This window comes from Actinomyces dentalis DSM 19115 (assembly GCF_000429225.1).
Lineage (GTDB): Bacteria > Actinomycetota > Actinomycetes > Actinomycetales > Actinomycetaceae > Actinomyces > Actinomyces dentalis.
Genome location: NZ_AUBL01000001.1, coordinates 24,965 through 48,904, shown reverse-complemented (window position 1 = coordinate 48,904; position 23,940 = coordinate 24,965). Strand labels below are relative to the sequence as shown.

Annotated in this window: 19 protein-coding genes; 9 read left to right on the top strand and 10 right to left on the bottom strand. The window is 71.9% G+C overall.

Annotated elements, in window-relative coordinates:
* Positions 1-462: 462 nt before the first annotated feature.
* Positions 463-2,187, top strand: a complete 1,725-nt coding sequence (locus tag G446_RS0100200; protein ID WP_026408600.1) for a variant leucine-rich repeat-containing protein — start codon at positions 463-465, stop codon at positions 2,185-2,187.
* A 291-nt stretch (positions 2,188-2,478) separates the two neighbouring features.
* Here G446_RS0100200 and G446_RS0100190 read toward each other — a convergent pair whose 3' ends face one another.
* From G446_RS0100190 to G446_RS0100175, 3 genes are read right to left on the bottom strand one after another with little or no spacing between them, the layout of a single operon-like run.
* The gene (locus G446_RS0100190) at positions 2,479-3,270 is read right to left on the bottom strand and encodes a cupin (protein WP_051285498.1); all 792 of its coding nucleotides are present in this window, start codon (positions 3,268-3,270) and stop codon (positions 2,479-2,481) included.
* Positions 3,267-4,067 (bottom strand): ABC transporter, encoded by an 801-nt coding sequence (locus G446_RS0100180; protein ID WP_026408598.1) that lies wholly within the window; start codon positions 4,065-4,067, stop codon positions 3,267-3,269. Before G446_RS0100180 ends, G446_RS0100190 begins: the two co-directional genes overlap by 4 nt.
* Positions 4,064-4,816: an ABC transporter ATP-binding protein gene (locus G446_RS0100175; protein ID WP_026408597.1), complete on the bottom strand. Its 753-nt coding sequence runs from the start codon at positions 4,814-4,816 to the stop codon at positions 4,064-4,066. The genes G446_RS0100180 and G446_RS0100175 overlap by 4 nt, the downstream gene beginning before the upstream one ends.
* Before the next feature lie 132 nt (positions 4,817-4,948).
* Here G446_RS0100175 and G446_RS15005 point away from each other — a divergent pair, with 132 nt between their 5' ends.
* The 5 genes from G446_RS15005 to G446_RS19675 all read left to right on the top strand — a co-directional run bounded on the left by G446_RS15005 (position 4,949) and on the right by G446_RS19675 (position 12,101).
* Entirely contained in the window at positions 4,949-5,929 is a 981-nt protein-coding gene (locus tag G446_RS15005; protein WP_051285497.1) for a sensor histidine kinase, read from the top strand.
* A complete protein-coding gene (locus G446_RS0100165) occupies positions 5,922-6,650 on the top strand; it encodes a response regulator transcription factor (RefSeq protein WP_026408596.1) in 729 nt (242 codons plus the stop codon). The genes G446_RS15005 and G446_RS0100165 overlap by 8 nt, the downstream gene beginning before the upstream one ends.
* Positions 6,651-6,798: 148 nt before the next feature.
* Positions 6,799-8,148, top strand: a complete 1,350-nt coding sequence (locus G446_RS0100160; protein WP_026408595.1) for a variant leucine-rich repeat-containing protein — start codon at positions 6,799-6,801, stop codon at positions 8,146-8,148.
* Positions 8,149-8,348: 200 nt separating this feature from the next.
* Positions 8,349-9,926, top strand: coding sequence for a variant leucine-rich repeat-containing protein (locus G446_RS0100155; protein ID WP_026408594.1), 1,578 nt, complete (start codon positions 8,349-8,351; stop codon positions 9,924-9,926).
* 342 nt (positions 9,927-10,268) lie between these two features.
* Positions 10,269-12,101, top strand: a complete 1,833-nt coding sequence (locus G446_RS19675) for a variant leucine-rich repeat-containing protein (protein WP_156916451.1) — start codon at positions 10,269-10,271, stop codon at positions 12,099-12,101.
* Positions 12,102-12,236: 135 nt separating this feature from the next.
* On the opposite strand, the gene acnA is transcribed toward G446_RS19675, so the two are convergent.
* The 3 genes from acnA to G446_RS14995 form a co-directional block, all read right to left on the bottom strand.
* On the bottom strand, positions 12,237-14,933 hold the full coding sequence (gene acnA, locus G446_RS0100140; protein WP_026408592.1) for an aconitate hydratase AcnA: 2,697 nt from the start codon (positions 14,931-14,933) through the stop codon (positions 12,237-12,239).
* Between the two features lie 397 nt (positions 14,934-15,330).
* Positions 15,331-16,716: a class I SAM-dependent RNA methyltransferase gene (locus tag G446_RS0100135; RefSeq protein ID WP_026408591.1), complete on the bottom strand. Its 1,386-nt coding sequence runs from the start codon at positions 16,714-16,716 to the stop codon at positions 15,331-15,333.
* Positions 16,713-18,803, bottom strand: coding sequence for an APC family permease (locus G446_RS14995; protein WP_034468491.1), 2,091 nt, complete (start codon positions 18,801-18,803; stop codon positions 16,713-16,715). Before G446_RS14995 ends, G446_RS0100135 begins: the two co-directional genes overlap by 4 nt.
* A 101-nt stretch (positions 18,804-18,904) precedes the next feature.
* Between G446_RS14995 and G446_RS0100125 the strand changes: the two genes are divergently transcribed.
* Entirely contained in the window at positions 18,905-19,570 is a 666-nt protein-coding gene (locus G446_RS0100125; RefSeq protein ID WP_026408590.1) for a potassium channel family protein, read from the top strand.
* 3 nt (positions 19,571-19,573) lie between these two features.
* The gene (locus G446_RS0100120; RefSeq protein ID WP_026408589.1) at positions 19,574-20,293 is read left to right on the top strand and encodes a potassium channel family protein; all 720 of its coding nucleotides are present in this window, start codon (positions 19,574-19,576) and stop codon (positions 20,291-20,293) included.
* A gap of 30 nt (positions 20,294-20,323) precedes the next feature.
* Here G446_RS0100120 and G446_RS0100115 read toward each other — a convergent pair whose 3' ends face one another.
* The 4 genes from G446_RS0100115 to G446_RS0100100 all read right to left on the bottom strand — a co-directional run bounded on the left by G446_RS0100115 (position 20,324) and on the right by G446_RS0100100 (position 22,527).
* Positions 20,324-21,082: a DUF3159 domain-containing protein gene (locus tag G446_RS0100115; protein WP_026408588.1), complete on the bottom strand. Its 759-nt coding sequence runs from the start codon at positions 21,080-21,082 to the stop codon at positions 20,324-20,326.
* Positions 21,082-21,453 carry an OB-fold nucleic acid binding domain-containing protein gene (locus G446_RS0100110; protein ID WP_051285496.1) on the bottom strand — a complete coding sequence of 124 codons (372 nt, stop codon included), beginning with the start codon at positions 21,451-21,453 and terminating at the stop codon, positions 21,082-21,084. The genes G446_RS0100115 and G446_RS0100110 overlap by 1 nt, the downstream gene beginning before the upstream one ends.
* Complete coding sequence (locus G446_RS0100105) at positions 21,450-22,139, bottom strand: DUF3710 domain-containing protein (RefSeq protein WP_026408586.1); 690 nt, start codon at positions 22,137-22,139, stop codon at positions 21,450-21,452. Before G446_RS0100105 ends, G446_RS0100110 begins: the two co-directional genes overlap by 4 nt.
* Positions 22,140-22,221: 82 nt before the next feature.
* A complete protein-coding gene (locus G446_RS0100100; RefSeq protein ID WP_026408585.1) occupies positions 22,222-22,527 on the bottom strand; it encodes a DUF4193 domain-containing protein in 306 nt (101 codons plus the stop codon).
* Between the two features lie 255 nt (positions 22,528-22,782).
* On the opposite strand from G446_RS0100100, the gene sepH reads away from it, so the two are divergent.
* Positions 22,783-23,922, top strand: a complete 1,140-nt coding sequence (gene sepH, locus G446_RS0100095) for a septation protein SepH (RefSeq protein ID WP_026408584.1) — start codon at positions 22,783-22,785, stop codon at positions 23,920-23,922.
* The last annotated feature ends 18 nt before the right edge of the window (positions 23,923-23,940 follow it).

Genomic DNA, 23,940 nt, shown 5'->3' with positions numbered 1-23,940 from the left:
ACAGGAGATGTTCCGAGGCGGGAGGGGCGGCCGCGGGTCCGCGGCCGCCCCTCCCGGGGTCCGCGACGGCGCCGTTTGTCCAAATCTGTTGCAAAGGCCCCGATCGAGCCGGAGCGCCGGAGGAGAATCGTTGATATTCCGCGCTTCTTCTCACCGCCGATTCCGGCCCGGGGCGCCTTTGCAACAGATTCGGACACGTCCCCGCCCCGGACCGCCCCAGGAGCCCCACCCGTACCACCCCGCGCCCGCCCACTTCCATCACCGCGCCGGTCCGGGCCCACGGACCACCACTCCCGACGAGAAAGGCTCGTCAAAGCAGACGATCACCACAACCCTCGCGCTACGTATTTAAAACCGGCCTCAGAACAACCTTCCCAGCACTCCACCGCGGCGAACCCGAACAAGGGACGACGATGGCCGGCTACCCCGACGAGACGTACGCATTCCCCATACCATGTGGACATGACCTCCGATCCGTCATCCCCGTCATCGCAACGAGATCCGTCCTCCCGACCAGGTTCGCCGGCCCAACCGTCCCCGGCGGATCCATCGGCCCCGGGTGCGGCCGGGGCCGACGCCGACGCGGACCGCCTGGCCGCGGCCTCCCCCGCCACCCCGGCCGCGGAACTGGCCCGCATCGCCGCCGCCCGGCCCGACCTGCACCCGGCCCTGGCCGCCAATCCGGCCACCTACCCCGACCTGGTCGACTGGCTGCGCACCTCCCCCGACCCCGCCGTCCAGGCCGCCCTCGCCCAGCGCACCACCCCACCCGCCCAACCAGAACCGACGCAGGCGGAGCCGGCGCAGACGGAAGCGCCCACCCGGGCGGCAAACGCCGCCACGAGCCCGACACCGGCCGGCGCGCCCGCACCGACCACCAAGACGGGGCGGAGAACCGGGCTCCCGCGCCCCGCCATCATTGCCGCCACCGTGCTCGTGACCGTCCTCGTGCTGGTCGGCGCCACCGGGGTCGGGCTCCACTTCCTGAGTTCGAAAGGTCGTTCGCAGAGCGGATCGGCTCCCACGGCCGCGCCGCAGCCGTCCGAGAGCCCGTCGCCGGGCCCGCCGGAGGGAGGAATGATCTCACCCGATCCCTCCTGGGCCGACGGCGCCCACGAGGTGTGGAGCCTCGACGGTCGGATGATCACCACCGCCGGCGACCAGTTATTCGTAGCCGAATCCGGTGAAGACGGATCCCGGTCCTCGGTGGCGGCCTACTCCATCTCCGGCAGTGAGCCGGAGAAGCAGTGGGAGGCCCAGGTGCACGGCGCCTCGATGTACTCGTACGGCATCTGGGGCGATTATCTCACCGTCGGCCACCAGCTCATCGAGCGCTCCGACGGCCGCGTCACGGAGGCGCCCTGGTCCGTGAACCCGCCTTTAGTGGCCATCGTCGATGACATGGCGATCGCCTGCGACGAGAAGAACAACTGCGAGGCCTGGAGGTCCTCAGACATCTCCTCCAGGGCGTGGAGCGCGACCATTGAGGGCGCGCTGGCGAATATCGGTAAGGACGGGGTGCAGGCGGTCTCGCGGACGAACACCCATGTCGGGGACCGCACCATTCTCGCCCTGTCCCCGAAGATGCTCGTGGACGTCGACACCGGGGAGACCTTCGACCTGAGAGCGGAGGGCTACAGGGCCATGTCCGCCACCACCGACGGCTGGGTCGCTTACAACGGCAGTGAATACGCACTGCTGTCCCCCACCGGTGAGAAGAAGAACACATTCGGAGGAAGTGCGGGCGTCACGAGATTCACCGCGACGCCGTCGCAGGAGCGGCCCTCCGGCGAGCAGTACCGCAGGTACCTGGAGGACGGCGACCTGTCCTGGGCCGAGGTGTCCGTGAACTACGTCGGCCTGGGAGCCGATGGGTGCGAGGCCACCATTGCCGTCGGCAGAACCATCGTGAAGGGCAAGGTCCAGTCGATCTCCAATTGCCTCGCATACCCCTCCCTCTACATCGTCTCCGATGACGAAAAGATTCTGGTGGCCGCATGGGAGAAGCCGTTCTCCCCCGAGTCCGCCAGTATTATGGGCGCCTGGACGATCGCCGATCAGAAACCGATTGAGTTCCCCGGCTCGGACATCGAGAAGAATGTCTTCCGCCTCGCCGGCCCCTCCCTCATGATCTCATCGGACTCCGCGAGCGGGAGGATCACGGCGTACGCCCCGGGCAAGAAGTGACCCCGGAGCGGGAGCCGACCCTCAGGGCCGATGACGGCGAGGTCTCCGAGGTCTCCGAGGTCTCCGAGGCCCCTGGGACGCGCCTCCGATTCTCATAGAGAACTGTGCCATCGACCGCTACGATTTCCATATCGATTACAGGATAATCGGAGACCCCGGACGGCGGCGCAAAGGTGATCAACATCCCCGGAAGCGAGTCGCCGACAGCAGACCGGCCGGCCGCCGCCAGTGGGGCGGGGAGAAGGGGACCCGCGAGCCCAGCATGCCCGCAGCCCCCTTCTCCCCGCGTCCTCACGCGTCGGCGCGCACCAGTCGCGCCGCGCCGCCCGCCGTCGCCGCCGTCGTCCACGCCAGCGCGATGAGCCCGGCGGTGACGACGCCGTCGCGCGAAGCGCCGCCCGCCACCCAGATCTGACCCGCCTGACCGGGGAGCCAGTCGACGGCGTCGCCCAGGATCGAGGCCAGCTGCGGCGCCAGGACCACCAGGACCGCCGCGGCCGTCGCCGCCCCCGTCGCGCTGCGCACGATCTCGCCGATTCCCTCGGCCAGCAGCAGCGCCGCCGTCAGCCACACGACGGTCCTGCCGCCGGCCCACAGCGCCGCCGACGATGTCCGCGGACAGGCCACCACGCCCATGGCGACCAGCGCGCCGGCCGCCACCAGTCCCCCGCCGGTCAGCACTGCAAGCCGGGCCGCCACCAGCCGCCCACGCGCCGGCGTCACCAGCAGGCTCGTCATCCCCTGCGCGCTGGAGTGCTCGGCCCCGGCCACGATCACCCCGGCGGTCACGAACCCGATCTGCACCGCCAGCGTCCACATGGGGGCGATGTCCTCGAAGCCGAACGACTGCCCACTCTCACTATTCTGAAGGGCCGACATGATGATGGCGATCCCCGCCGCGCCGGTCATCGCCGCCGTCCACCACATCGACGGCAGCGTCACCGCCTTCATCAGCTCGCCGCGCAGCGCGCGTCCCCAGGGCGCCCCGGCGCCGGCCCCGCCGCGCCCGACCGTCCGGGCCCCGGCGGCCCCGGCGGCCCCGGCGGCCCCGCCGGTTCTGCTGTGCACACGGGTCCCGCTCATGCGTCCCTCCTCATCCACACCCAGCAGAGGGCCACGGCGCAGCCGCCCGCCCACGCCGCGCAGACCGCGGCCGCCATGGGAACGGACAGCAGCTCGACGAGCCGGTCGTAGTTGAGCGTCGTCGGGTCCGCAATGAGGCGGACCGCGGCGGCATCCGGCAGGAACCGCGCCGCATCGGTGGATTTGATGAGCAGCACCCCCGGCGAGATCATCGTGGACATGGCGATGGGGGCCGTCATCGACGCCATCGCGCTGCGCGTGGCCGCGGCCAGCGCCATCGACGCCGCCGCCGAGAACAGCCACCACGCCAGTATCCCGGTCAGCATCCACCACGGCACCGGACCGAGGGGCATGCGCGGCCCCAGCAGGTGCCGGCACAGCGAGAACGTCGCCGCCCACGCCAGCGCCAGGAGCACCAGCGCGGCCGCCAGCACCACCATCAGCTTCGCGGCCGCCGCCGCCCCGCGCCGGGGCTGGACCAGCATCGTCGTCGTCACCTGCCGCGAGTCGACGTTCGTGCGCGGGTCGCTCACGTACTCGCTCACCACGACGCTCGCCGCCAGCACCACGATCCCCGTCGTCCCCATGTACAGGCCGATGACGCCGACGTCGCCCAGCCGCGCCGACGCCCGCTGGCCGCCGGCGGCCAGCTCGTCCGCCAGGTTGTGATTGACGTAGTACTCCACCAGGACCGGCAGGGCGAGCGCCAGCGCCGCCCCCAGCCACACGCCCGGCAGACCGGCCGTCTTGCGCGCCTCCGCCCTGAGCGAGCGGATCAGCGCCGTCGCCGCGCTCATGCCCGGACCCCCTCCGCGCGCGCCGGGCGGCGAAGGCCCGCCCGGCCGCCGAGCCCGCCCCCGGTCAGGGAGAAGAAGGCCTCCTCCAAGCTCGAGTAGCCCGCGGCGATCTCATCGAGCGTCCCAGCCGCCCGCACCCGCCCGTCGGCGATGACGACGACGTCGTCGGCCACCTCGGCCAGCTCGGCCAGGACGTGGCTGGACAGCAGGACCGTGCCCCCGGCGTCGGCCCGACGGCGCAGCAGCGTGCGGATCCACCGGATCCCCTCGGGGTCCAGGCCGTTGACCGGCTCGTCGAGGATGAGCACCTCCGGGTCGCCCAGCAGGGCCGCGGCCAGTCCCAGGCGCTGACCCATCCCCAGGGAGAAGGTGCGCACCCGGCGTCCGGCCGCCCCGCCGAGGCCGACGGCGTCGAGCACCTCGGTCACCCGGCGCCGCCCGATGCCCGCTCCCGAGGCGACCCACGCCAGGTGCCCGCGGGCCGTGCGGGAGGGGTGCGCGCCGGAGCCGTCGAGCATCGCGCCCACCGTGCGCAGCGGCTCGCGCAGCTCGCGGTAGGGGCGCCCGCCGATGAGCGCGCGCCCGCCGTCGGCCCGGTCCAGCCCCAGCAGGCACCGCAGGGTCGAGGACTTCCCGGCGCCGTTGGGGCCCACGAAGCCGGTGACGCGGCCCGGGCGGGCCTCCAGGCTCACGCCGTGGAGCACCTCCCGCGAACCGTGCCGTTTGACGAGGTTCTCAATACTGATCATGGGCCCACCCTCGCCGCGCCGGGCCGCGGCGCGCATCGGCCGCCGGGGCGAATACCGGGCCGGCGTCTCAGACCCAGGTCCGTCGAACCCTGGTCCGATGAAGCGCCCGGACCGCCCTCCTAGACTGGTTGCGTGCCCGCCCTCGACGCCCTCCCGCGCCACTCCGCACTCGGACGCGCCATCACGGGCACCGCCGCACTTATCGTCGGCACCGGCCTCTTCATCGGCGTCTACCCGTACCCCTCCCCGCGCATTCAGATGACGACGATTCTCGCCATGACGGGTCTCGTCGCCGCCGCCCTGTGGCTGCGACGGCGCGACCGGCGCGTCTACGAGTGGCGCCTGGCGCAGGAGACGGCCGCGCGCGCGGTGGCCGAGGACCGCCTCGTCATCGCCCGCGAGCTGCACGACGCCGTGTCCGGGAACCTGGGCGCCATCACCGTGCGCTGCGCCGTGGCCCGGCGCCTCGAGACCACCCCCGACGGCCTGCGCAACGCCCTGGGCGATGTCGAGGCCGCCTCCCGCGAGGCCACCGACGGGCTGCGGCGCATGCTCGCCGTCCTGCGCGACGAGCGCACGCCCCCGACGCCCGGGGCCGTGACGGCGTCCGCGCCGCCCGCCGGGGCGGGGGCGGGGCCCGGGCTCGCCGGTAGCCTCGCGGAGGCGATCGACGGGGCCCGACGAGCCGGCGTCAGGGTCGAGCTCGACGCCGACGCCGTCACGGGGGCGGGCGCGGAAACGGATGCGGCCCCGGGCGCGGCGGCCCCCGGCGGCCCGACCGCCGCGGTGAGCCGGGCCGCCGTCCGGGTCGTGGGCGAGGCCCTGGTCAACACGGCCCGCCACGCCGGCCCCACCCGCGCCCGCGTCACCCTCCTCGAGGAGCCGGGGCGGCTGCGCGTGCGCGTCGTCGACGACGGCCCGGCCCCCGGCTGGGCGCCCCGCCCCGGGGCGGGCCAGGGACTGCGCGGCCTGGGCGAGCGCGTGACGGCGCTGGGCGGCTCCCTGACCGCGGGGCCCCGCGGCGACGCCCCCGGCTTCGCCGTCGAGGCCGTGCTCCCCCGGGTCCCGGGCCCGCGCGCGTCCGAGCCCACTGCGGGGAGGTCCCGTGACTGAGCCCGACGGCGACGGCGGGCCGGACGGCGCGGCTGCCGGCGCCCCCATCCGGGTCCTCATCGCCGAGGACCAGGCCCTCCTGCGCACCACCCTGGCCGCCCTGCTTCAGGCCGAGGAGGGGATGAGCGTCGTCGGGACGGCCGGGGACGGCGCCCGCGCCCTCGCCCTGACCGCCGAGCTGCGCCCCGACGTCGTCCTCATGGACATTCAGATGCCGGGGCTGAGCGGCATCGAGGCCACCGCCCGGATCTGCGCCGACCCGGCGCTCGGGGGCACGCGCGTCCTCATCCTGACCATGTTCGAGGTCGACGACTACGTCCTGGGCGCCCTGCGCGCCGGAGCCTGCGGCTTCCTGCTCAAGGACGCCGACCCGCAGTCCCTCGTCGACGCCGTGCACACCGTCCACGAGGGCCAGTCGCTGCTCAGCCCCCGGGTCCTGGCCCGCCTGGTGGCCCGCATGCCGAGCGCCGCGGCGGTCGGCGCGTCCGCCGGCCGGCGGGCCGACGGCGTCGGGGCGCTCACGCCCCGCCAGCGCGAGGTCCTCCTGCTCATCGCCCGCGGCCTGTCCAACAGCGAGATCGAGGTGGAGCTGGGCATCACCCGGGCCACCTGCCGCAGCCACATCACCGCGCTCCTGGCCCGCCTGGGCGCCCGCGACCGCGCCCAGCTCGTCATCGCCGCCTACGAGGCCGGCCTCATCAGTCCCCACCGGGGCGCGTGAGCCGGCGGCGGGGCCCGCCGACCGGCGCCGTCGCCCCTCACTGCGAGAACCCAGGATTATAGAAGACGGCCGGCGGGGGATGAAAGGGTACATAAATTGTATGTCCGCGCACGTCCGGCGAGGGGCCGCACGTTCATACCATGCCCGCATGACATCCTCCCCGCCCTCTCCGGAAGCATCCGGGCCCGACGCCGACGCGGACCGCCTGGCCGCCTCCTCCCCCACCACCCCGGCCGCCGAGCTGGCCCGCATCGCCGCCGCCCGGCCCGACCTGCACCCCGCCCTGGCCGCCAACCCCGCCACCTACCCCGACCTGATCGACTGGCTGCGCACCTCCCCCGACCCCGCCGTCCAGGCCGCCCTCGCCCAGCGCGCAAGCGCGCCCGCCCAGCCAGAACCGGCGCAAGCGGCGCCGGCGCAGACGGAAGCGCCCGCCCAGGCGGAAGGCGCCGACGCGGCCGCGCCGTCGGCCAAGGCCAGCGGGACGACTCCCCGACGCATCTTGCGGCGCAGGCCTCTCGCGATTGCCGCCGCCGCGCTCGCAGTCGTGCTCGTGCTCGCCGTCGGAGGCGCCTTCGCCTGGACGCGGACCCACCGCGGCAACCCGACCAGCACGCCGACCGGAGCCGCGGTGGACGCCAGTGGGGCCCCGCTGTCACCGGATTGGGCCTCGGGCTCCCACATCGCCTGGCGGATAGATGCCTACGGCTTAATAACGAGCAAGAGCGATCAGGTACTCGCAATCGATATGTCGCACGACGGTTCCAGCGACGACGCGTTCTACCCCGTTACCGCCTTTGATATTAGCAGCGATACTCCGACGCAGCAGTGGAGTAAGTCGCTCCCCGACTTCCCCGCCTACTGGGGGGAGTACATTCTCGCCGGCAACCAGGTCATCGACCCCGCCACCGGCAACGAGATCGCCGAGATTCCAGTATATACTAACGGCGACAGATACGAAAATCAGTTCTGGATCGTCGGTGACAAACTCATTGTGTGCGACAAGTCGGACACCTGCACCGGACGGTCGAGCACGCAGCCGGGCACAGAACTGTGGCGCACCTCCAGGCCCGGTCTGAGTGAGGATGTAGCCCACGATACAGGTATCGACGTCATGTTGTACTCGTCGTGGGAGATCTCGGTCGAGGACGTGTACTGCAATAATTCGACGATGGTGGTTCACCTGGGCGACGTCTTCATCGATACGGCGAGTGGGCAGATCGGCTCCGCACCCGATTACCCCAGCGGCTGCGATAGTCCCGTCAAACCCACGAAGGATGGACATTTCACGATCACCGACCCGACCGGGAATGTCACCGCAGTTTCTTCCGCCGCCTATCTCACGGTCAAGTCACAAGAAATCAGCGGCATCAGATTGAAGGACGACTGGGTAGACCTCGATGATAAGGACTACCTCTATCTCGCACGCCCCGACCTCGTCGTAGGCAAGATGGACAGCGAGGGAACCATCACCGCCTACGCCCCGGGCCGCTCCTGACGTCCGCCTCCGGAACCGGACGAGGAATGCACGACGTCGGGCTCCCCGGTGAGCCGACGTCTTTTGGCAGTCCTTGATACCTGTCCCGGAGGTCAGGCTGACTCGCCGCGCTCCGAGGGCGGTCGGCGGGGTTGAGAAGTACAAGAAATTGTAGGTCCACGAACGTCGAGCGGGGGCCCGCGCGTCCATACCATGTGGGCATGACCACCGCTCCGCCACCCCCGCCGCCTCGGCCGGGCCCGCCGGGCTCGTCAGTCCCGACGGGCCCGGGCACGCCCGACCCGGATCTTCTGGCCGCCGGCTCCCCCGCCACCACGGCCGCCGAACTGGCCCGTATCGCCGCCTCCCGGCCCGATCTGCATGCCATCCTGGCCGCCAACCCCGCCACCTATCCGGAACTGGTCGACTGGCTGCGGGCCTCCTCCGACCCCGCCGTCCAGATCGCCCTCGTCCGGCGCGCGGTCCCCCAGGCGCCTCCGGCGCCCCTCGCCCTCGCCCCCGCCCCAAGCGCCGGGTACGCTCCGGCCCTCAAAAGGGCCCGGACCCCCCGACCGGTCGTCATCACCGTCGTCGTACTCGTCACCGTCCTCGTCCTGAGCGCCGCCGCGGCGGGAATATGGTTCTTCTTCAAGACCCCCGATCCGATCATCGCAGTGCCCTCCGCATCCTGGGCGAAGGGCGCCCGTCAGACCTGGACGATGGACGCCGGTGGGAAGTCGGTCCTCCTCGGGAATGAGGATCAGCTCTTCGTCGCCAACACCGATTCGGACCAGAATGTCACGAGAGTGACCGCCTACGACGTCTCCGGCAATAAGCCGAAGGAGCAGTGGACCACGAAACTCAATCCCAACCCCTACGCCTCCACCAATATCTACTGGGGCGGTTACTGGGGCGGCTTCATCATCGCCAACGACAAGCTCATCGACGCCGATGACGGCGAGACGACCAGCGTCCCCTGGGGTGAGGCCTGGATTCGGGCTGGCACCTACATCATCGGCTGCAGTTCCGGAGACCGGTGCACCGGCTGGAGCGCCAAGAATCCTGACAAGGAACTGTGGAGAACCACCATACCCGGCAGCTACGACTATCTCACGACGGACCCCCAGATCACCAGATCCGTGTATCAGGGTGACGACAGCACCATCGCACTCGTCGCGTCAGACACCGGAGTCAATGCGACTACCGGCGATACCTACGACTTCGGTGAGGGAGAATTCCCCAGGGTGCTGGCCGACGGCTGGTACACGTATATCAATAGCAAAGTCACGATCCTGTCCCCCACGGGCGAGAAGCGCGAGACCTTCACCAGCGGGGAGGATCCCTACTACTACTGCGGCACCTGGCGCCCCACGACCGAACAGCGGAGCATGACCGCCGCCCAACTCAAGTCCTGCGTCCAGGATGATGACTTCAGCTGGGCACAGGTCCAGGGCATGCGCAAGAATAAGCCGACCGGCGACTGCTGGGATTCACTCAAAGTCGGCGACTCGACCCTGAAGCCGTACGACGAGTCGGGCCGCTGCGCCGAATCAGACGGCACCATCTACTCCCTGTCCTCGGACGGCTCCGTACTGCTGCGCGGCAGTGTCATCCCGGTGAATACGGGCACGGGCCTGCAGATCAGCGGCGCGTGGACCGTCGAGGACGGTGATCTCATTCATTTCCCCGGAAATGAATTCTCCGACGAGAAGACCAGCTTCTACCTCGTCAACCCCGAACTCATCGTGGCCATCGATGAATACGATATGATCACCGCCTACAAGCCCGCCAAGAAATAGGGGCGCATGAGAACCAGTGCAGACGACGGGGGCGGAAGCGGTCCCGGACGGCGCCACCGGCAGGGGACTCCTCAGCCGGCGCCCGCCCCGCGGCCCGTCGCACGGGCGGGCGCCGAGACTGCGGCCGGGGGTCGGCGTCGAGCGTCCTTCCGGGGTGCCCTCGATCCTGCTCGCCACCGGCCGCGGGAGAACCCTCTCGCTGGTCCGGGGGTACAGGTCCGGGGTTCTCGCCGTCGCCACGAGGACCGGTGATTGTAGGTGCGGTCGGCGGGGTTGGAAAGTACAAGAAATTGTGTAGCGGCGAGTGCCGGGCGAGGACGGGCGCGTCCATACCATGTGGGCATGGCCACCGATCCGTCATCCCCCTCGTCCCCGTCACCACGGCAGAATCCGCCCTCCCAGGCGGGCTCGCCGAGCGCGTCGTCCCCGTCGGGCGCGTCAGTGCCGTCGGGCCCGGCGGCGCCCTCAGATCCACCGCCATCCCCGTCGAGACCGCCTATCCCGCCGGTTCCGCCTCCTCCATCGAATCCGGGTGCGGCCGGGTCCGACACCGACGCGGACCGCCTGGCCGCCTCCTCCCCTTCCACCCCGGCCGCCGAGCTGGCCCGCATCGCCGCCGCCCGGCCCGACCTGCACCCCGCTCTGGCGACCAATCCGGCCACCTACCCCGACCTGGTCGACTGGCTGCGCACCTCACCCGACCCCGCCGTCCAAGCCGCCCTCGCCCAGCGCACCGCCACCCAACCAGAACCGACGCAAACAACGCCGGCACAGGCGGAAGCGTCCACCCGGACGGCAGACGCCACCGCGAACCCGTCAACGTCCACCGCGCCCGCACCGGCAGCCAAGACGAAGCGGAGGGCTGGACTCACGCACTCCACAGCCAGTGCCGACTCCGGCGCCGATGCGGGTTCAACCGCGCCCCCCGCCCCCAGAACCAGACGGCGCCCGCGGATGGGCATTATCGCCGCGATCCTCGTCGCCGTCCTCGTCCTCGTCGGAGGAGCCGCCATCGCGGTCAAGAAACTGCACGGCGGCACCGGCGCCCAGGCCACTTCCTCCGCCTCCGGCTGGGCCGGAGAATGGCGCCAGATCTGGAAATTCGACGCCGCCGATGGACGAAGTTTCACCGGAAGAGGGAATCAGCTTGTGATTTTCGATTCGTCCACCAATTCGACTAATTCGACTTTGATAACTTCATACGATGTCTCCGGAGACAGTCTCAATAAGCAATGGGAGACTGCAATTGAACCTAATCCTAAAGCCACAGGCGTAGCCAGTTCTTACTGGGGCAACTACATCATCTACTTTGGCTACCTCATTGACGCCGTTACTGGCGAACAGACGCCGTGGCCCTGGCCAATTGATGCTCACCCCGACATCATCGACAACTATGCTGTCAATTGCGATGACGCAGATCAGTGCACCGCCTGGGGCTCCGAGCGTCCCCATCAGGTGCTTTGGACTAAAACAATCCCTGGAGTAGAAAGGCGGTACTTACTGTGGCAGAATAACTGGGCGGGCTCGATCTATAATCAGAACGGGACGACTATAGTCAGGTTCGGAGATTATACTCTCGTCAATCTTGCCACCGGCGAGACGTACCCCATTGACATACCTCTTGACAGTTCGCAGAACCACACCAACGATTACGACACTCCTTGGGTCAGCTCTCTCAGTGACGGATGGGCTTTCGAAAAGGGAAAGGTTAGGGTGCTGGCCTCGCCCACCGGAGAGGTGCAGGAGGTTATCAATACCCCCACTAATGAAACTCATGACACTCGGTATATTCGCACGAATACACAACCCTATGCGAGCATCGAGCAATACAGATCCTACCTGACCACGGGAGACACCTCCTGGGCCGAACTTACGGCCACGATAACCAACAATGGGCACTATAAATTCAAAGTCGCAGGATCAACATCCAAGGCAATTAGATATGATGATTTCGATAACTATGACGAAGAGTCAATTTTTTTGTCTGACGACCGGAGTGTTCTGATTTGCGGTGGAGTTGAGATGAGTGTTCGCGGTATGTGGAGGACCGATAACGGCAGACGCATCGAACTCCCCAAACAGTACGACCATTTCTACATGGTCAACCCGGATCTCATCGTGGCCCAGGTCTACAGCACGGACGAGATCGTCGCCTACCGGCCCGCCGGGAAGTAGGGCTGGTCGGTAGGCTTTCGGACGCACCCGGATCAGGCGAACTCGCCGCCCGCGCCCCGAGAGTTGGCGAAGACCGTGCACCACCGGCAGGTGTCGGACAGGGGGGACCTGTCCTGGGCCGAGGCGTCCGTGACCTCAGGCCGACTCGCCGCGCGCCAGGCCCCGCAGGACGTACTGGAGGATGCCGCCGTTGCGGAAGTAGTCGGCCTCGCCAGGGGTGTCGATGCGCACGGTCGCGTCGAAGGAGACGACCGACCCGTCGGCCCGCTCGGCCCTGACGACGACGGTCCGGGGCGTGACGCCCTCGTTGAGCGCCGTCAGCCCCGTGACGGAGAAGGTCTCGGTGCCGTCCAGGCCCAGGCTCGCCGCCGACTCCCCGTCCGGGAACTGCAGGGGCACCACCCCCATGCCGATGAGGTTGGAGCGGTGGATGCGCTCGAAGGACTCGGTGATGACCGCCCTGACCCCCAGCAGCGCGGTGCCCTTGGCGGCCCAGTCGCGCGAGGAGCCCGAGCCGTACTCCTTGCCGCCCAGCACCACCAGCGGGACGCCGGCCGCCCGGTAGGCCAGGGAGGCGTCGAAGATCGACTCCTGCTCGCCGGTGAGGAAGTTGCGGGTGTAACCGCCCTCGACGCCGTCGAGCAGCTGGTTGCGCAGGCGGATATTGGCGAAGGTGCCGCGGATCATGACCTCGTGGTTGCCGCGGCGCGAGCCGTAGGAGTTGAAGTCGCGGCGCGCCACCCCCCGGGAGGCGAGGTAGCGGCCCGCCGGGGAGTCGGACTTGATGGCGCCGGCCGGGGAGATGTGGTCGGTGGTCACCGAGTCGCCCAGCAGCGCCAGCACCCGGGCGCCGCGGATATCGGTCACCGGGGTGAGCTCCATGGTGAGCCCCTCGAAGAAGGGGGCCTTGCGCACGTAGGTGGACTCCTCGTTCCAGGCGAAGGTCTCCCCCTCGGGCGTGTCCAGGCCCTGCCAGCGCTCGTCGCCGGCGAACACGTCGGCGTAGTCGCGGGTGTACATCTGCCGGTCGATGGTGGCGTCGATGGTGGCCTGGACCTCGGCGGGGTCGGGCCAGATGTCCGCCAGGAAGACGTCGCGGCCCTGCTCGTCGCGCCCCAGCGGCTGGGTGGCGAAGTCGAAGTCCATGGTGCCGGCCAGGGCGTAGGCGATGACCAGCGGCGGGGAGGCCAGGTAGTTCATCTTGACGTCGGGGTTGATGCGCCCCTCGAAGTTGCGGTTGCCGGACAGCACGGAGACGACGGCGAGATCGGCGTCGTTGACGGCCGCCGAGATCTCCTCCGGCAGCGGCCCGGAGTTGCCGATGCACGTGGCGCAGCCGTAGCCCACGACGTTGAAGCCCAGCGCGTTCAGCGCCGGCCACAGCCCCGCCTTGGCGTAGTAGTCGGTGACCACCTGGGATCCGGGCGCCGTGGAGGTCTTGACCCACGGTTTGCTCCGCAGGCCGCGGGCCACGGCGTTGCGGGCCAGCAGCCCGGCGGCGACCATGACACTCGGGTTGGAGGTGTTGGTGCACGAGGTGATGGAGGCGATGGCCACGTGCCCGTGGTCGAGTTCGGTGAGCGTGCCGTCGGCCAGGGTCACCGGCGTGGGCTTGTGGGCCTGGGCGGCGTAGGTCGGCAGGGTCCGCTCGAAGGAGGCCTTGGCCCCCGACAGCTCGATGCGGTCCTGGGGGCGCTTGGGCCCGGCGATGGAGGGCACCACCGTGGCCAGATCCAGCTCCAGGTACTCGGAGAACACCGGTTCGCGCCCCGGGTCGTGCCACATGCCCTGGGTCTTGGTGTACTCCTCGACCAGGCGCACGTTCTCCTCGCTGCGCCCGGTCAGACGCAGGTAGTCCAGGGTCACCTCGTCGATGGGGAAGATGGCGGCGGTCGAGCCGAACTCGGGGCTCATATTGCCGATGGTGGCGCGGTTGGCCAGCGGCACCTGCGCCACGCCCTCGCCGTAGAACTCGACGAATTTGCCCACCACCCCGTGGGCGCGCAGCATCTGGGTGATGGTGAGCACGACGTCGGTGGCCGTGGCCCCGGCCGGGATGGAGCCGGTGAGCCTGAAGCCGACCACGCGGGGGATGAGCATGGACACGCTCTGGCCCAGCATGGCGGCCTCGGCCTCGATGCCCCCCACGCCCCAGCCCAGCACGCCCATGCCGTTGACCGTGGTGGTGTGGGAGTCGGTGCCCACGCAGGTGTCGGGGTAGGCCTGGACGGCGCTCGCGCCGTCGGGCCCGGCGATCTCGCGCGTGAAGACGGTGCGGGCCAGGTACTCGATATTGACCTGGTGGACGATGCCGGTGCCCGGCGGGACGACGCGGAAGTTGGACAGGGCGCCCTGCCCCCAGCGCAGGAACTGGTAGCGCTCGGCGTTGCGCTCGTACTCGCGCTCCTTGTTGATCTCCAGGGAGGAGGCCAGGCCGAAGGAGTCGATCTGCACGGAGTGGTCGATGACCATCTCGGCGGGGGCCAGTGGGTTGATGACCTTCGGGTCGCCGCCCAGGTCCGCCACCGCCTCGCGCATGGTGGCCAGGTCCACGATGCAGGGCACGCCCGTGAAGTCCTGCATGATGACGCGGGCGGGGGTGAACTGGATCTCGGTGTCCGGCTCGGCGTCGGGGTCCCAGGCGGCCAGGGCGCGCACGTGGTCGGCGGTGACATTGGCGCCGTCCTCGGTGCGCAGCAGGTTCTCAGCCAGGACCTTGAGGCAGTAGGGCAGCCGCTCCAGGCCGTCCACGGCGTCCAGGCGGAAGATCTCGTAGCTGCGGCCGTCCACGTCGAGGGTGGAGCGGGAGTGGAAGGTGTCGAGGCTCGTCAACGTCGCTCCTGTTCTGCGCAAGGGAGAGCGGACCGCCGTGCGCCCGCGCGGGGGCGCGGGACCGGTCCTGCTCGGTCAAGCCGTGACCCACGCTAGACGACGTTCCGTCATCCCGCGTCAATATGCCGCACGGCCCCGGCGGAGTCCCGGCAGGGCGCCGATCCCGCCGTCGGGTCCGCCGCGGGGCGGGGGCCGATTAACGTGCGGCCACCCGTGCCGATCCTCCGGCGGGTCCGCTCATGCCGCGGGCTCCCAGTGCGACAGGCGCAGCGCGCCGGAGTCGTCCAGGTCCATGACCCACAAGGAGGACCCATGCGCCCCCAGGGCGGACTCGGCGGCGACGACGGCGCCCTCCCCCGCCGCCGGGCCCTTCTCCCCGCCGCCGGACCGGCCGCGCTCAGGCGCCCTCGAGCACCGCGATCGTCTCGAAGTGGTGGGTGTGGGGGAACATGTCCAGCGCGCTCATGGCGACGATCCGGCAGTCGCGGCCGATGAAGGTCCGCAGGTCCCGGGCCAGGGCGGCCGGGTCGCAGCCGACCAGGACGATGCGCCGCGGGCGCAGGGCGGCCACGGCCTCCACGACCTCGCGGCCGGCGCCCCGGCGCGGCGGGTCGAGGACGACGACGTCGGCCCGCCCGTCCCGCCCCGGCCCGAACCCGGAGCCGAGCGAGGCCACGGAGTCGGCGCCGGCCCGCCCCACGTGCAGACGGGCCGCCCCGAAGTCGTGCAGGGTGCGCCGGGCGTCGCGCACCGCCCGCTCGTCGGCCTCCAGGGAGCGGATCTCGCACCCCAGCGCGGCCAGGGGCAGGGTGAGCAGGCCGGCCCCCGAGTACAGCTCCAGCACCCGGGCGGCCCCGGCCCGCGCCGGATCCGGCACGGCGGCGCGCACGACCCGCTCCACCAGGGCGGCGGGGGCGTCGCGGTGGACCTGCCAGAAGCCCGAGACGTGGACGCTGTAGCGCAGCTCGCCCAGCCCCAGGCCGGAGGCGTCGACGACCTCCTCGACGCGCCGGCGCCCGGTGGGGCGCCCCGCCGCGGTCAGGACCCGGTCCCCCTCGACGTCGGACAGGAGCACCACCGGCTCGCCGACGCCGGGGGCCAGGGCCCGCACGCGCATGCCCGGCCGGTAGTGCCGGCGCCACACGGCGCGCTCGGTCAGGCCCAGGTCCCGGATGGCCGGGACCGCCAGGGGCAGGGAGCGCACCGGCACGACGCGTCCGGAGCGGAAGGCGTGCATGCCGGCCCGGCCCTCGTCGTCGACGACCAGGGCGACCCTGGTCCGGGTGCCGGTGCCGGCCCGGGCGCGCACGCGCGCCGCCTCGCTCGCCTCCGCCGCCGCCTCGCTCGCCATGGGCTCGACCGGGACCGCCCCCGCGCCGGTCGCCTCGGGCAGGGCCGCCACGGCCGAGGCGACATCCTCGCCGCCGATGCGCCGCAGGCAGTCGGCCAGGACCCAGCGCTTCCAGGTGCGCTGGGCGGGCAGGGCGACGTGGCACAGCTCCGCCCCGCCGACCCCGCCGGGCCCGGCCTCGGGCCAGAGCGGCTCGACGCGGTCGGGCGAGGCCGACAGCACATCGACGGCGTCGGCCCGCCAGATCTTGGCGCTCTTCCCCGTCATGACCGCCCGCACCGTCTCGCCGGGCAGGGCGTGGCGCACGAAGACGACCCGTCCGGACGGGTCGTCGGCGGGGCGGGCCACGCAGTGCCCGCCGTGGGCGGGCGGCCCCACCGTCAGGACGATCTCCTCGCGCCCCTGGCGCGGCCGGGTCGCATTCGCGGTCATGGCGTCCTTCCGGTCCCGGCGCCGGCGGCGCCGTCGTCCGCGGGGGCCAGGCGCACGGCGTCGGCAGCCCGGGCGGCGGCGTCGGCGTCGGCGATGCCGGTGGGGGCGGTGGCGCGCACGCCGTGGTGGATGAGCCTCTCCCCGGGCAGCCCCAGCTGCCAGGGCACCGAGGCCATGACGACGCCGGGGGTGAACAGCAGGGCCGTCTTGAGCCGCAGCGCGGTCTGGTTGTGGAGGATCTGCTCCCACCAGTGGCGCACCAGGTACTCGGGCAGGAAGACGACGACGAGGTCGCGCGGGGACTCGCGGCGCACGCTGCGCACGTAGGAGATGATGGGGCGGGTGATGTCGCGGAAGGGCGAGTCCAGGATGGTCAGCGGCACCGGCAGCTCCGCCTCCTCCCAGGCGTCCAGGAGCCGGTCCGCGCCGCCGTCGCCGGTGTCCACCGTGACGGCCTCGATGGAGGTCGGGTGGGTGGACTGGGCGTAGGTCAGGGCCCGCAGCGTGGGCCGGTGCAGGCGCGAGGCCAGGACGATGGCGTGCACGTGGGCGGGCAGCACGCGCGCGTCGTGCAGGTCGGAGATCGCCAGCTCCGCGCTCACGCGCCGGTAGTGGCGCCGGATCCGGTTCATGACCAGGTACAGCAGCGCCATGATCGTCAGGGTGATCCAGGCGCCGCGGGTGAACTTGGTGGCCAGCACGATGATCAGGACCGTGCCGGTGCCGACCACGCCGATGCCGTTGATCAGGCGCGAGCGGTGCATGCGCGCGCGCGCCCTGGGGTCGGTGGCGGTGGTCAGCTCGCGGGTCCAGTGGCGCACCATGCCGATCTGGGACAGGGTGAAGGAGATGAACACGCCCACGATGTAGAGCTGGATGAGCCGGTTGGTGTTGGCGCCGAAGCCGACGATGAAGGCCACCGCCCCCAGCCACAGGACGATGATGCCGTTGGAGTAGGCCAGGCGGTCACCCCTCTGGGACAGCTGGCGGGGCAGGAACTCGTCGCGGCCCAGCACGCTGGCCAGCACCGGGAAGCCGTTGAAGGCGGTGTTGGCGGCCAGGACGAGGATGAGGCCGGTCACGGCGGTCACGAGGTAGAACATCGGCCTGAACCCGGAGAACACGGTGGCGGCGATCTGCCCGATGACGGGGTCCTGGTGGTACCCCCCGCCCAGGGGCTCGCCGTCGTGCAGCAGCTGGGTGGCGGGGTCCTCGACCATCTGCACGTGCGTGGCGCCCGCCAGGTGGATCATGCTCATGAGCATGAGCGCGGCGATGGAGCCCAGCAGCAGCAGCGTGGTGGCGGCGTTGCGGGACTTGGGGCGCTGGAAGCTGGGCACGCCGTTGGAGATGGCCTCCACTCCCGTCAGCGCGGCGCAGCCGGAGGAGAAGGCCCGCAGAATGAGGAAGGCGCCCGCCAGGCCGGTCAGCCCCCGGTCCCAGTCGGCGTCGACCGCTATCTGGTACCCCGAACTGGCCGCCCGCCCCAGGGTGCCGGTCAGCTCCTGGACGAGGCCGGTCACGGCCGTGACGCCGATGGCGGCCATGTACAGGTAGGTGGGGATGGCGAAGGCGCTGCCGGACTCGCGCGAGCCGCGCAGGTTGAGCACCGCCAGGACCGTGACCACGCCCACGGCGATGGACACCTTGTAGGGGGCCAGGCCCGGCACGGCGGCGGCCAGGTAGCCGGTGCCCGAGGACACGGAGACCGCGACCGTGAGCACGTAGTCGCTCAGCAGGGCCGAGGCCACCAGGAGGCCGGCGTGGGGGCCGAGGTTGGTGGAGACCACCTCGTAGTCCCCGCCCCCGGAGGGGTAGGCGTGGACGGTCTGGCGGTAGGAGGCCACGACGACCACGAGCACGCCGACGACCGCCAAAGCGATCCACGGGGACAGGGCGGTGGCGGCCACGCCGGCGACCGCCAGGGTGATGAGGACCTCGTCGGGGGCGTAGCCCACGGAGGACAGGGCGTCGGAGGCGAAGACCGGCAGGGCGATGCGTTTGGGCAGGAGGGTTTCGCCGAGGGCCTGGCTGGGGACCGGGCGCCCGACGAGGATCCGTTTGAGGCGGTCTGCGAAGTCGCGCACGTCAGCGAATGGTACGTCCGACGGCGCCCCGGGCCAAGCGGGCCCGCCGGGGCGGGCACGTCCGTCGGCGCCGGGGCCCGGGCCGGGGTACGGTTGGGCCCGTGCACTTCGTCATTATGGGCTGCGGCCGCGTGGGCGCCTCGATGGCCGCCCAGCTCGACCGCATGGGCCACTCGGTGTCCGTCATCGATCAGCTGTCCGACGCCTTCCGGCGGCTGCCGCACGACTTCCAGGGGCGCAAGGTCAAGGGCATCGGCTTCGACCGCGACGCCCTGGAGCAGGCCGGGATCGATGAGGCCTACGCCTTCGCCGCCGTGTCCAACGGGGACAACTCCAATATCGTGGCCGCCAGGGTGGTGCGCGAGACCTTCGGGATCGAGCACGTGGTGGCCCGCATCTACGACGCCCGGCGCGCCGACGTCTACGAGCGGCTGGGGATCCCCACCGTGGCGACCGTGCGGCAGACGGCCGAGCAGATGATGCGCCGCATGCTGCCCGGCGGGATCGCCCGCGAGATCGTGGACCCCTCCGGCGCCGTCGGCCTGGTCCAGCCCGACGTGTCCAACGCCTGGGTGGGCACGTCCGTGACCGCCATCGAGGAGCGGCTGGGCGTGCGGGTGGCCTGGATCTCGCGCGGCTCGGGGGCCCTGGTGCCCACCGGGACCACCCTGATCCAGGAGCACGACCGCCTCCACCTGGCGGTGGCCACCGAGAGGCTGACCGCCGTGCAGCGCGCCCTGTCCCGTCCGCCCGTCCAGGAGGCCTGAGCCATGAAGATCCTCGTCGCCGGAGCCGGCTCCGTGGGCCGGTCCATCTCCCGCGAACTCATCAGCCACGGCCACGAGGTGACCCTCGTGGACCGCTCCCCCGACGCCATGCGCATCTCCTCGGTACCCGACGCCGACTGGCAGCTGGCCGACGCCTGCGACGTCGACGCCCTGGCGGAGGCCGGGGCCGGCACCGCCGACGTCGTCGTGGCCGCCACGGGCGACGACAAGTCCAACCTCGTCATCTCCCTGCTGTCCAAGACCGAGTACGGGGTGCCCCGCACCGTCGCGCGGGTCAACAACCCCAAGAACGAGTGGCTCTTCGACGACGCCTGGGGCGTGGACGTGTCGGTGTCGACCCCGCGCATCATGACGGCGCTGGTCGAGGAGGCGGTCAGCGTCGGCTCGCTCGTGTCGGTGTTCACCTTCCACCAGTCCGGCGCCCTCATGCACGAGCTCACCCTGCCCGACGACTCGCCCGTCATCGGCGAGCTCGTCAGCGAGGTGGAGCTGCCCCCGCACACGGTGCTGGCGGCGATCCTGCGCGAGTACCGCCCCATCACCCCCGACGCCGACGAGCGCTTCGAGCGCGGCGACGAGCTGCTCTTCCTCACCGCCCGCGAGGGGGAGGCCACTCTGGGCGAGATCCCGGTGATCTTCACCGCCGACGACGAGCCCGCGCCCGATCCCACCCGGGCCGACCCGGCGCCCCAGCTGGGCTGAGGCCCCGCCCGGGCCGACCGGTCCGGCCGATCAGTCCGGCCGGGCGGGGCGGGCCGGGTCGCGCACGAGCAGCCAGACGAACCACGCGGTCAGGGCGAACAGCGGCAGCCCCAGCACGAGCCGGGCGACTCCCAGCGCGCCGACGCCCGCGGCGCCGGCCAGGTAGAGCGGCACCTCCACCGCCAGCCGCAGGGCGAACATGGCCGCCAGCACCGCGGTGGCGGCCCGGTGGCGGCGGTGCTCCGCCGCCCGGGCCGGGTCGCGTCGCCGACCGCCCCGCCCGGCGGGCCGGGACCGGGGGGCGGCGTCCTCGGGCCGGGCGGCGTCATCGGCGTCGGCCCCGCCGTCGGGCCGGGCGGACCCGCCGCCGGCGGCGGCGCGCCACAGCCCCATGAGGATCCCCACCAGCGGCCGGCCCGCCGCCAGGGACAGCAGGCACCCGGCGAGCCAGGCGGCGTTGATGAGCAGCCCGGTCGCGTAGAAGTTCGAGGCCTCGCCGCTGCGCCACGCCCAGGCGGCGCTGACCAGGGCCAGGACGGCCCCGCCCAGCACCTGCGTCAGGCCCTGGCGCTGGGCCAGGCGGGCCGCCAGCGCCGCCCCGCTGACCGCCAGCGAGGCCGCCAGGGCGGCCACGAGGGCGGAGGGGCGCACCGCCATGACGACGACGAAGACGAGGGTGGGGGCGGCCGACTCGATGACGCCGCGCCACCCGCCGACGGCCGAGGCGACGTTGAAGCGCTCCGCGTCGATGGCGCCCAGACCGGTGCGCGCGGGCGGGCGAGGGCTCATCACTCGTCTCCGATCAGCTCGTAGGCGGGGTTGTAGATGCTCGAACGGGGATCGCCCGCGACGACCATGCCCTCGGCGCACAGGTGGACGCCGGGGCGCATCCCGGCGATCGAGCGGCGCCCCAGCCACACCAGGTCCACCGACCCGGTGCCGTCGAAGAGCTGGCCGACCAGCACGGGCTTGCTCTGCGCGGGCCCGTACGTCAGGGCCCGCAGCACCCCCGACACCCTCGCCCGGTGGCGCGGCACGATCTGCCCGATCGGAACAGTTCCCCGGCGGGTCGCGCCGCGCGCCTCGTCGGCGGCGTCGAGCTCCTCGCGGCTGGCCCGCAGCGGGTGCAGCAGCTCGGCGAGCCGGGAGCGCAGAGTCATCGGATCTCGGAGATCGTCGGCCCGGGCGTCAGCGGCTCCAGCCCCGGCAGGTCCTCGGCCTCGGGGCCGCCCACGGCGCCGGGGGCGTGCAGGGGCAGCAGCTCGCGGGGCGGGCGGGCCTGGCCGTCGCGCACGACGACGACGTCGTCGAACACCTCCCGCAGGGCCCGCGCGGCCTCGTCGTCCGTGGCGGCGCGGCCCTGGAGGACGCCGCGCAGGAACCACCGGGGGCCGTCGACGCCGATGAAGCGCGCCGGGACGTTCATGGGCTGGCCGCCGGGTCCGCGCACGGGCACCTGGGCGAGGATCTCGGGCCCGTGGGGGCCCGTCAGCACCCGACAGCTGGCCCTCGCCCGGGTCAGCTCGGCGGTGATGTCCGCCCGCAGCTCGTCCCACACCCCGGCCGTGCGGGGGGCGGCGAAGGCGCGCAGCTCCAGGGTGGAGCCGCCCAGGACGAGGATGACGGCGACCGCCTCGGCCCCGGGGCGGGGGGACTCCAGGCGCAGCTGCATCCCGTCGACGACGGGCACGCGCAGGGAGCCCAGGTCGACGCGGCCGTGGGGCGCCTCGGGGGCCCCGTCCCGGTCCCAGGGGCCGGTGCCCCGCGGCTCGGCGGGGGCGGGGGCGCTCCTGTCCTCGAAGGCGGGCGCGGGGTCGTCGTGGCGGCGGCGGGAGAACAGACCCATATCAGGCTCCTCGGTGCTGACGGGCCCGGTCGGGCTCGCTCGTGACTGGATGGCGGATGTGACGGATGCGGCGGCGCGCGGCTCAGCCGGCGCAGTCGGTGCACACCGGCAGCCCGGTGGCCTCGTCGATGTAGGCGAGCTGGCTGCGGTGGTGGACGAGGAAGCACTCCGAGCAGGTGAACTCGTCGTCGAGCTGGGGCACGACGTGCACGCTCAGCTCCTCGCGCGACAGGTCCGCCCCGGGCAGCTCGAAGCCCTCGGCGACCTCATTCTCGTCCTCCTCGATGGCGTCGGAGGAGTGATCCTTCTGACGAGCGGTGAGCTCCTCGATGGAATCAGCCTCGGGCTCGTCATCATTCTTACGCGGGGCGTCGTAGTCGGTCGCCATGGCTCGTCACTCTCTTCTCGTCGGCGGCAGTCGATGCGGCGCTCAGGCGGCGGGGCGGCCACCGGGGGCGGCCCGGGACACAGGAGCTGCCGGATCGTCCCTTCGAGCAGGGCACGCGCACAATAGCACCACGAGGGCCGATCGTGAATAGATTCCGGGACCCGATTCATGGGCACACCGGGACACCTCCCTTGACTGCGGCGCGGCAGGTGGCACGCTGAAGCCCGAAGCAGGGATTGAAGGAGGCCCCACCCCATGATCGAGCTCGAACTGCTGGGGGGCAACGGCGACCGCATCGTCATGACGGACCAGGACGGCCAGCGGTACAGCATCATCGTCGACGACGCCCTGCGCGCCGCGGTGCGCCGGGCCGGGCCCGCCGCCCTCTCCCCCGCGCCCGACGTCCCCTCCTCCAACGGCAATCTGCGGCCCCGGGCCCTGCAGTCGCTCATGCGCGCCGGGGCCAGCGCCGAGGAGGTCGCCCAGTCCACGGGCATGGACGTCAACCACGTCCGGCGCTTCGAGGGCCCCGTCCTGGCCGAGCGCCGCTGGGCGGTGGAGCAGGCCCAGGCCTGCCGCATCGGCTGGGAGAAGGACTCCCCGGTGCTGGGCGAGCTCGTCATCGACCGCCTGGCCACCCGCGGCGTCGAGCCCTCCAGCCTGGCCTGGGACGCCTCGCGCGAGGGGCGCGACCCCTGGCAGGTGAACCTGACCTTCGTCCAGGGCGCCGAGGAGAAGCACGCCAGCTGGGTGCTGGACCTCGCGGCGCGCTCGGTCAGCGCCCTCGACGACGAGTCGCGGTGGCTGACCGAGGCCGCTGGTCAGCGCCTGCCGGAGGTCTTCGACCAGGACTCCGAGGCGCGCACCGCCTCCGCCGGGCCCCGGCACCTCGCCCCGCCGCCCGGCGAGGGCGACGCCGACGACGCCGACGACCCCGACGACCCCGGGCGCGCGCTCATGGAGGACTCCTCCACCGACGCCCTGCTGGCCGACCTGGCCTCCAACCGCGGCCGGCGCGTCGAGGTCGAGATCCCCCTGGAGGACGAGGACCTGGAGCAGCTCGCCGGGGCCGGCTCCCCCGCCGAGCCGGCGCCCAGGACCTCCCCCCGCGGGCAGGCGCAGGTGGTGTCCATGTCCGAGCGCAGGCGCGCCTTCGTGCGCCCCGTGGGGGCCCGCCGGGGCCGCGCCGTCGCCTCCGCGCCGTCGGCCCCCTCCCCCGCGCCGGCGACCGACGCCGACGCGCAGGCGGCGCCCCCCGGCGCCGAGAACCCCGACCCCGAGGCGCCGGCGCGCACGTCCCAGACCCCCACCGTCTCCGAGCTCCCGCCCCGGCGGCACCGGCGCCGCCCCGTGCCCACCTGGGACGAGATCGTCTTCGGCGCCCGGCCCGAGTGAGGGGCGCGCCGCGGACCG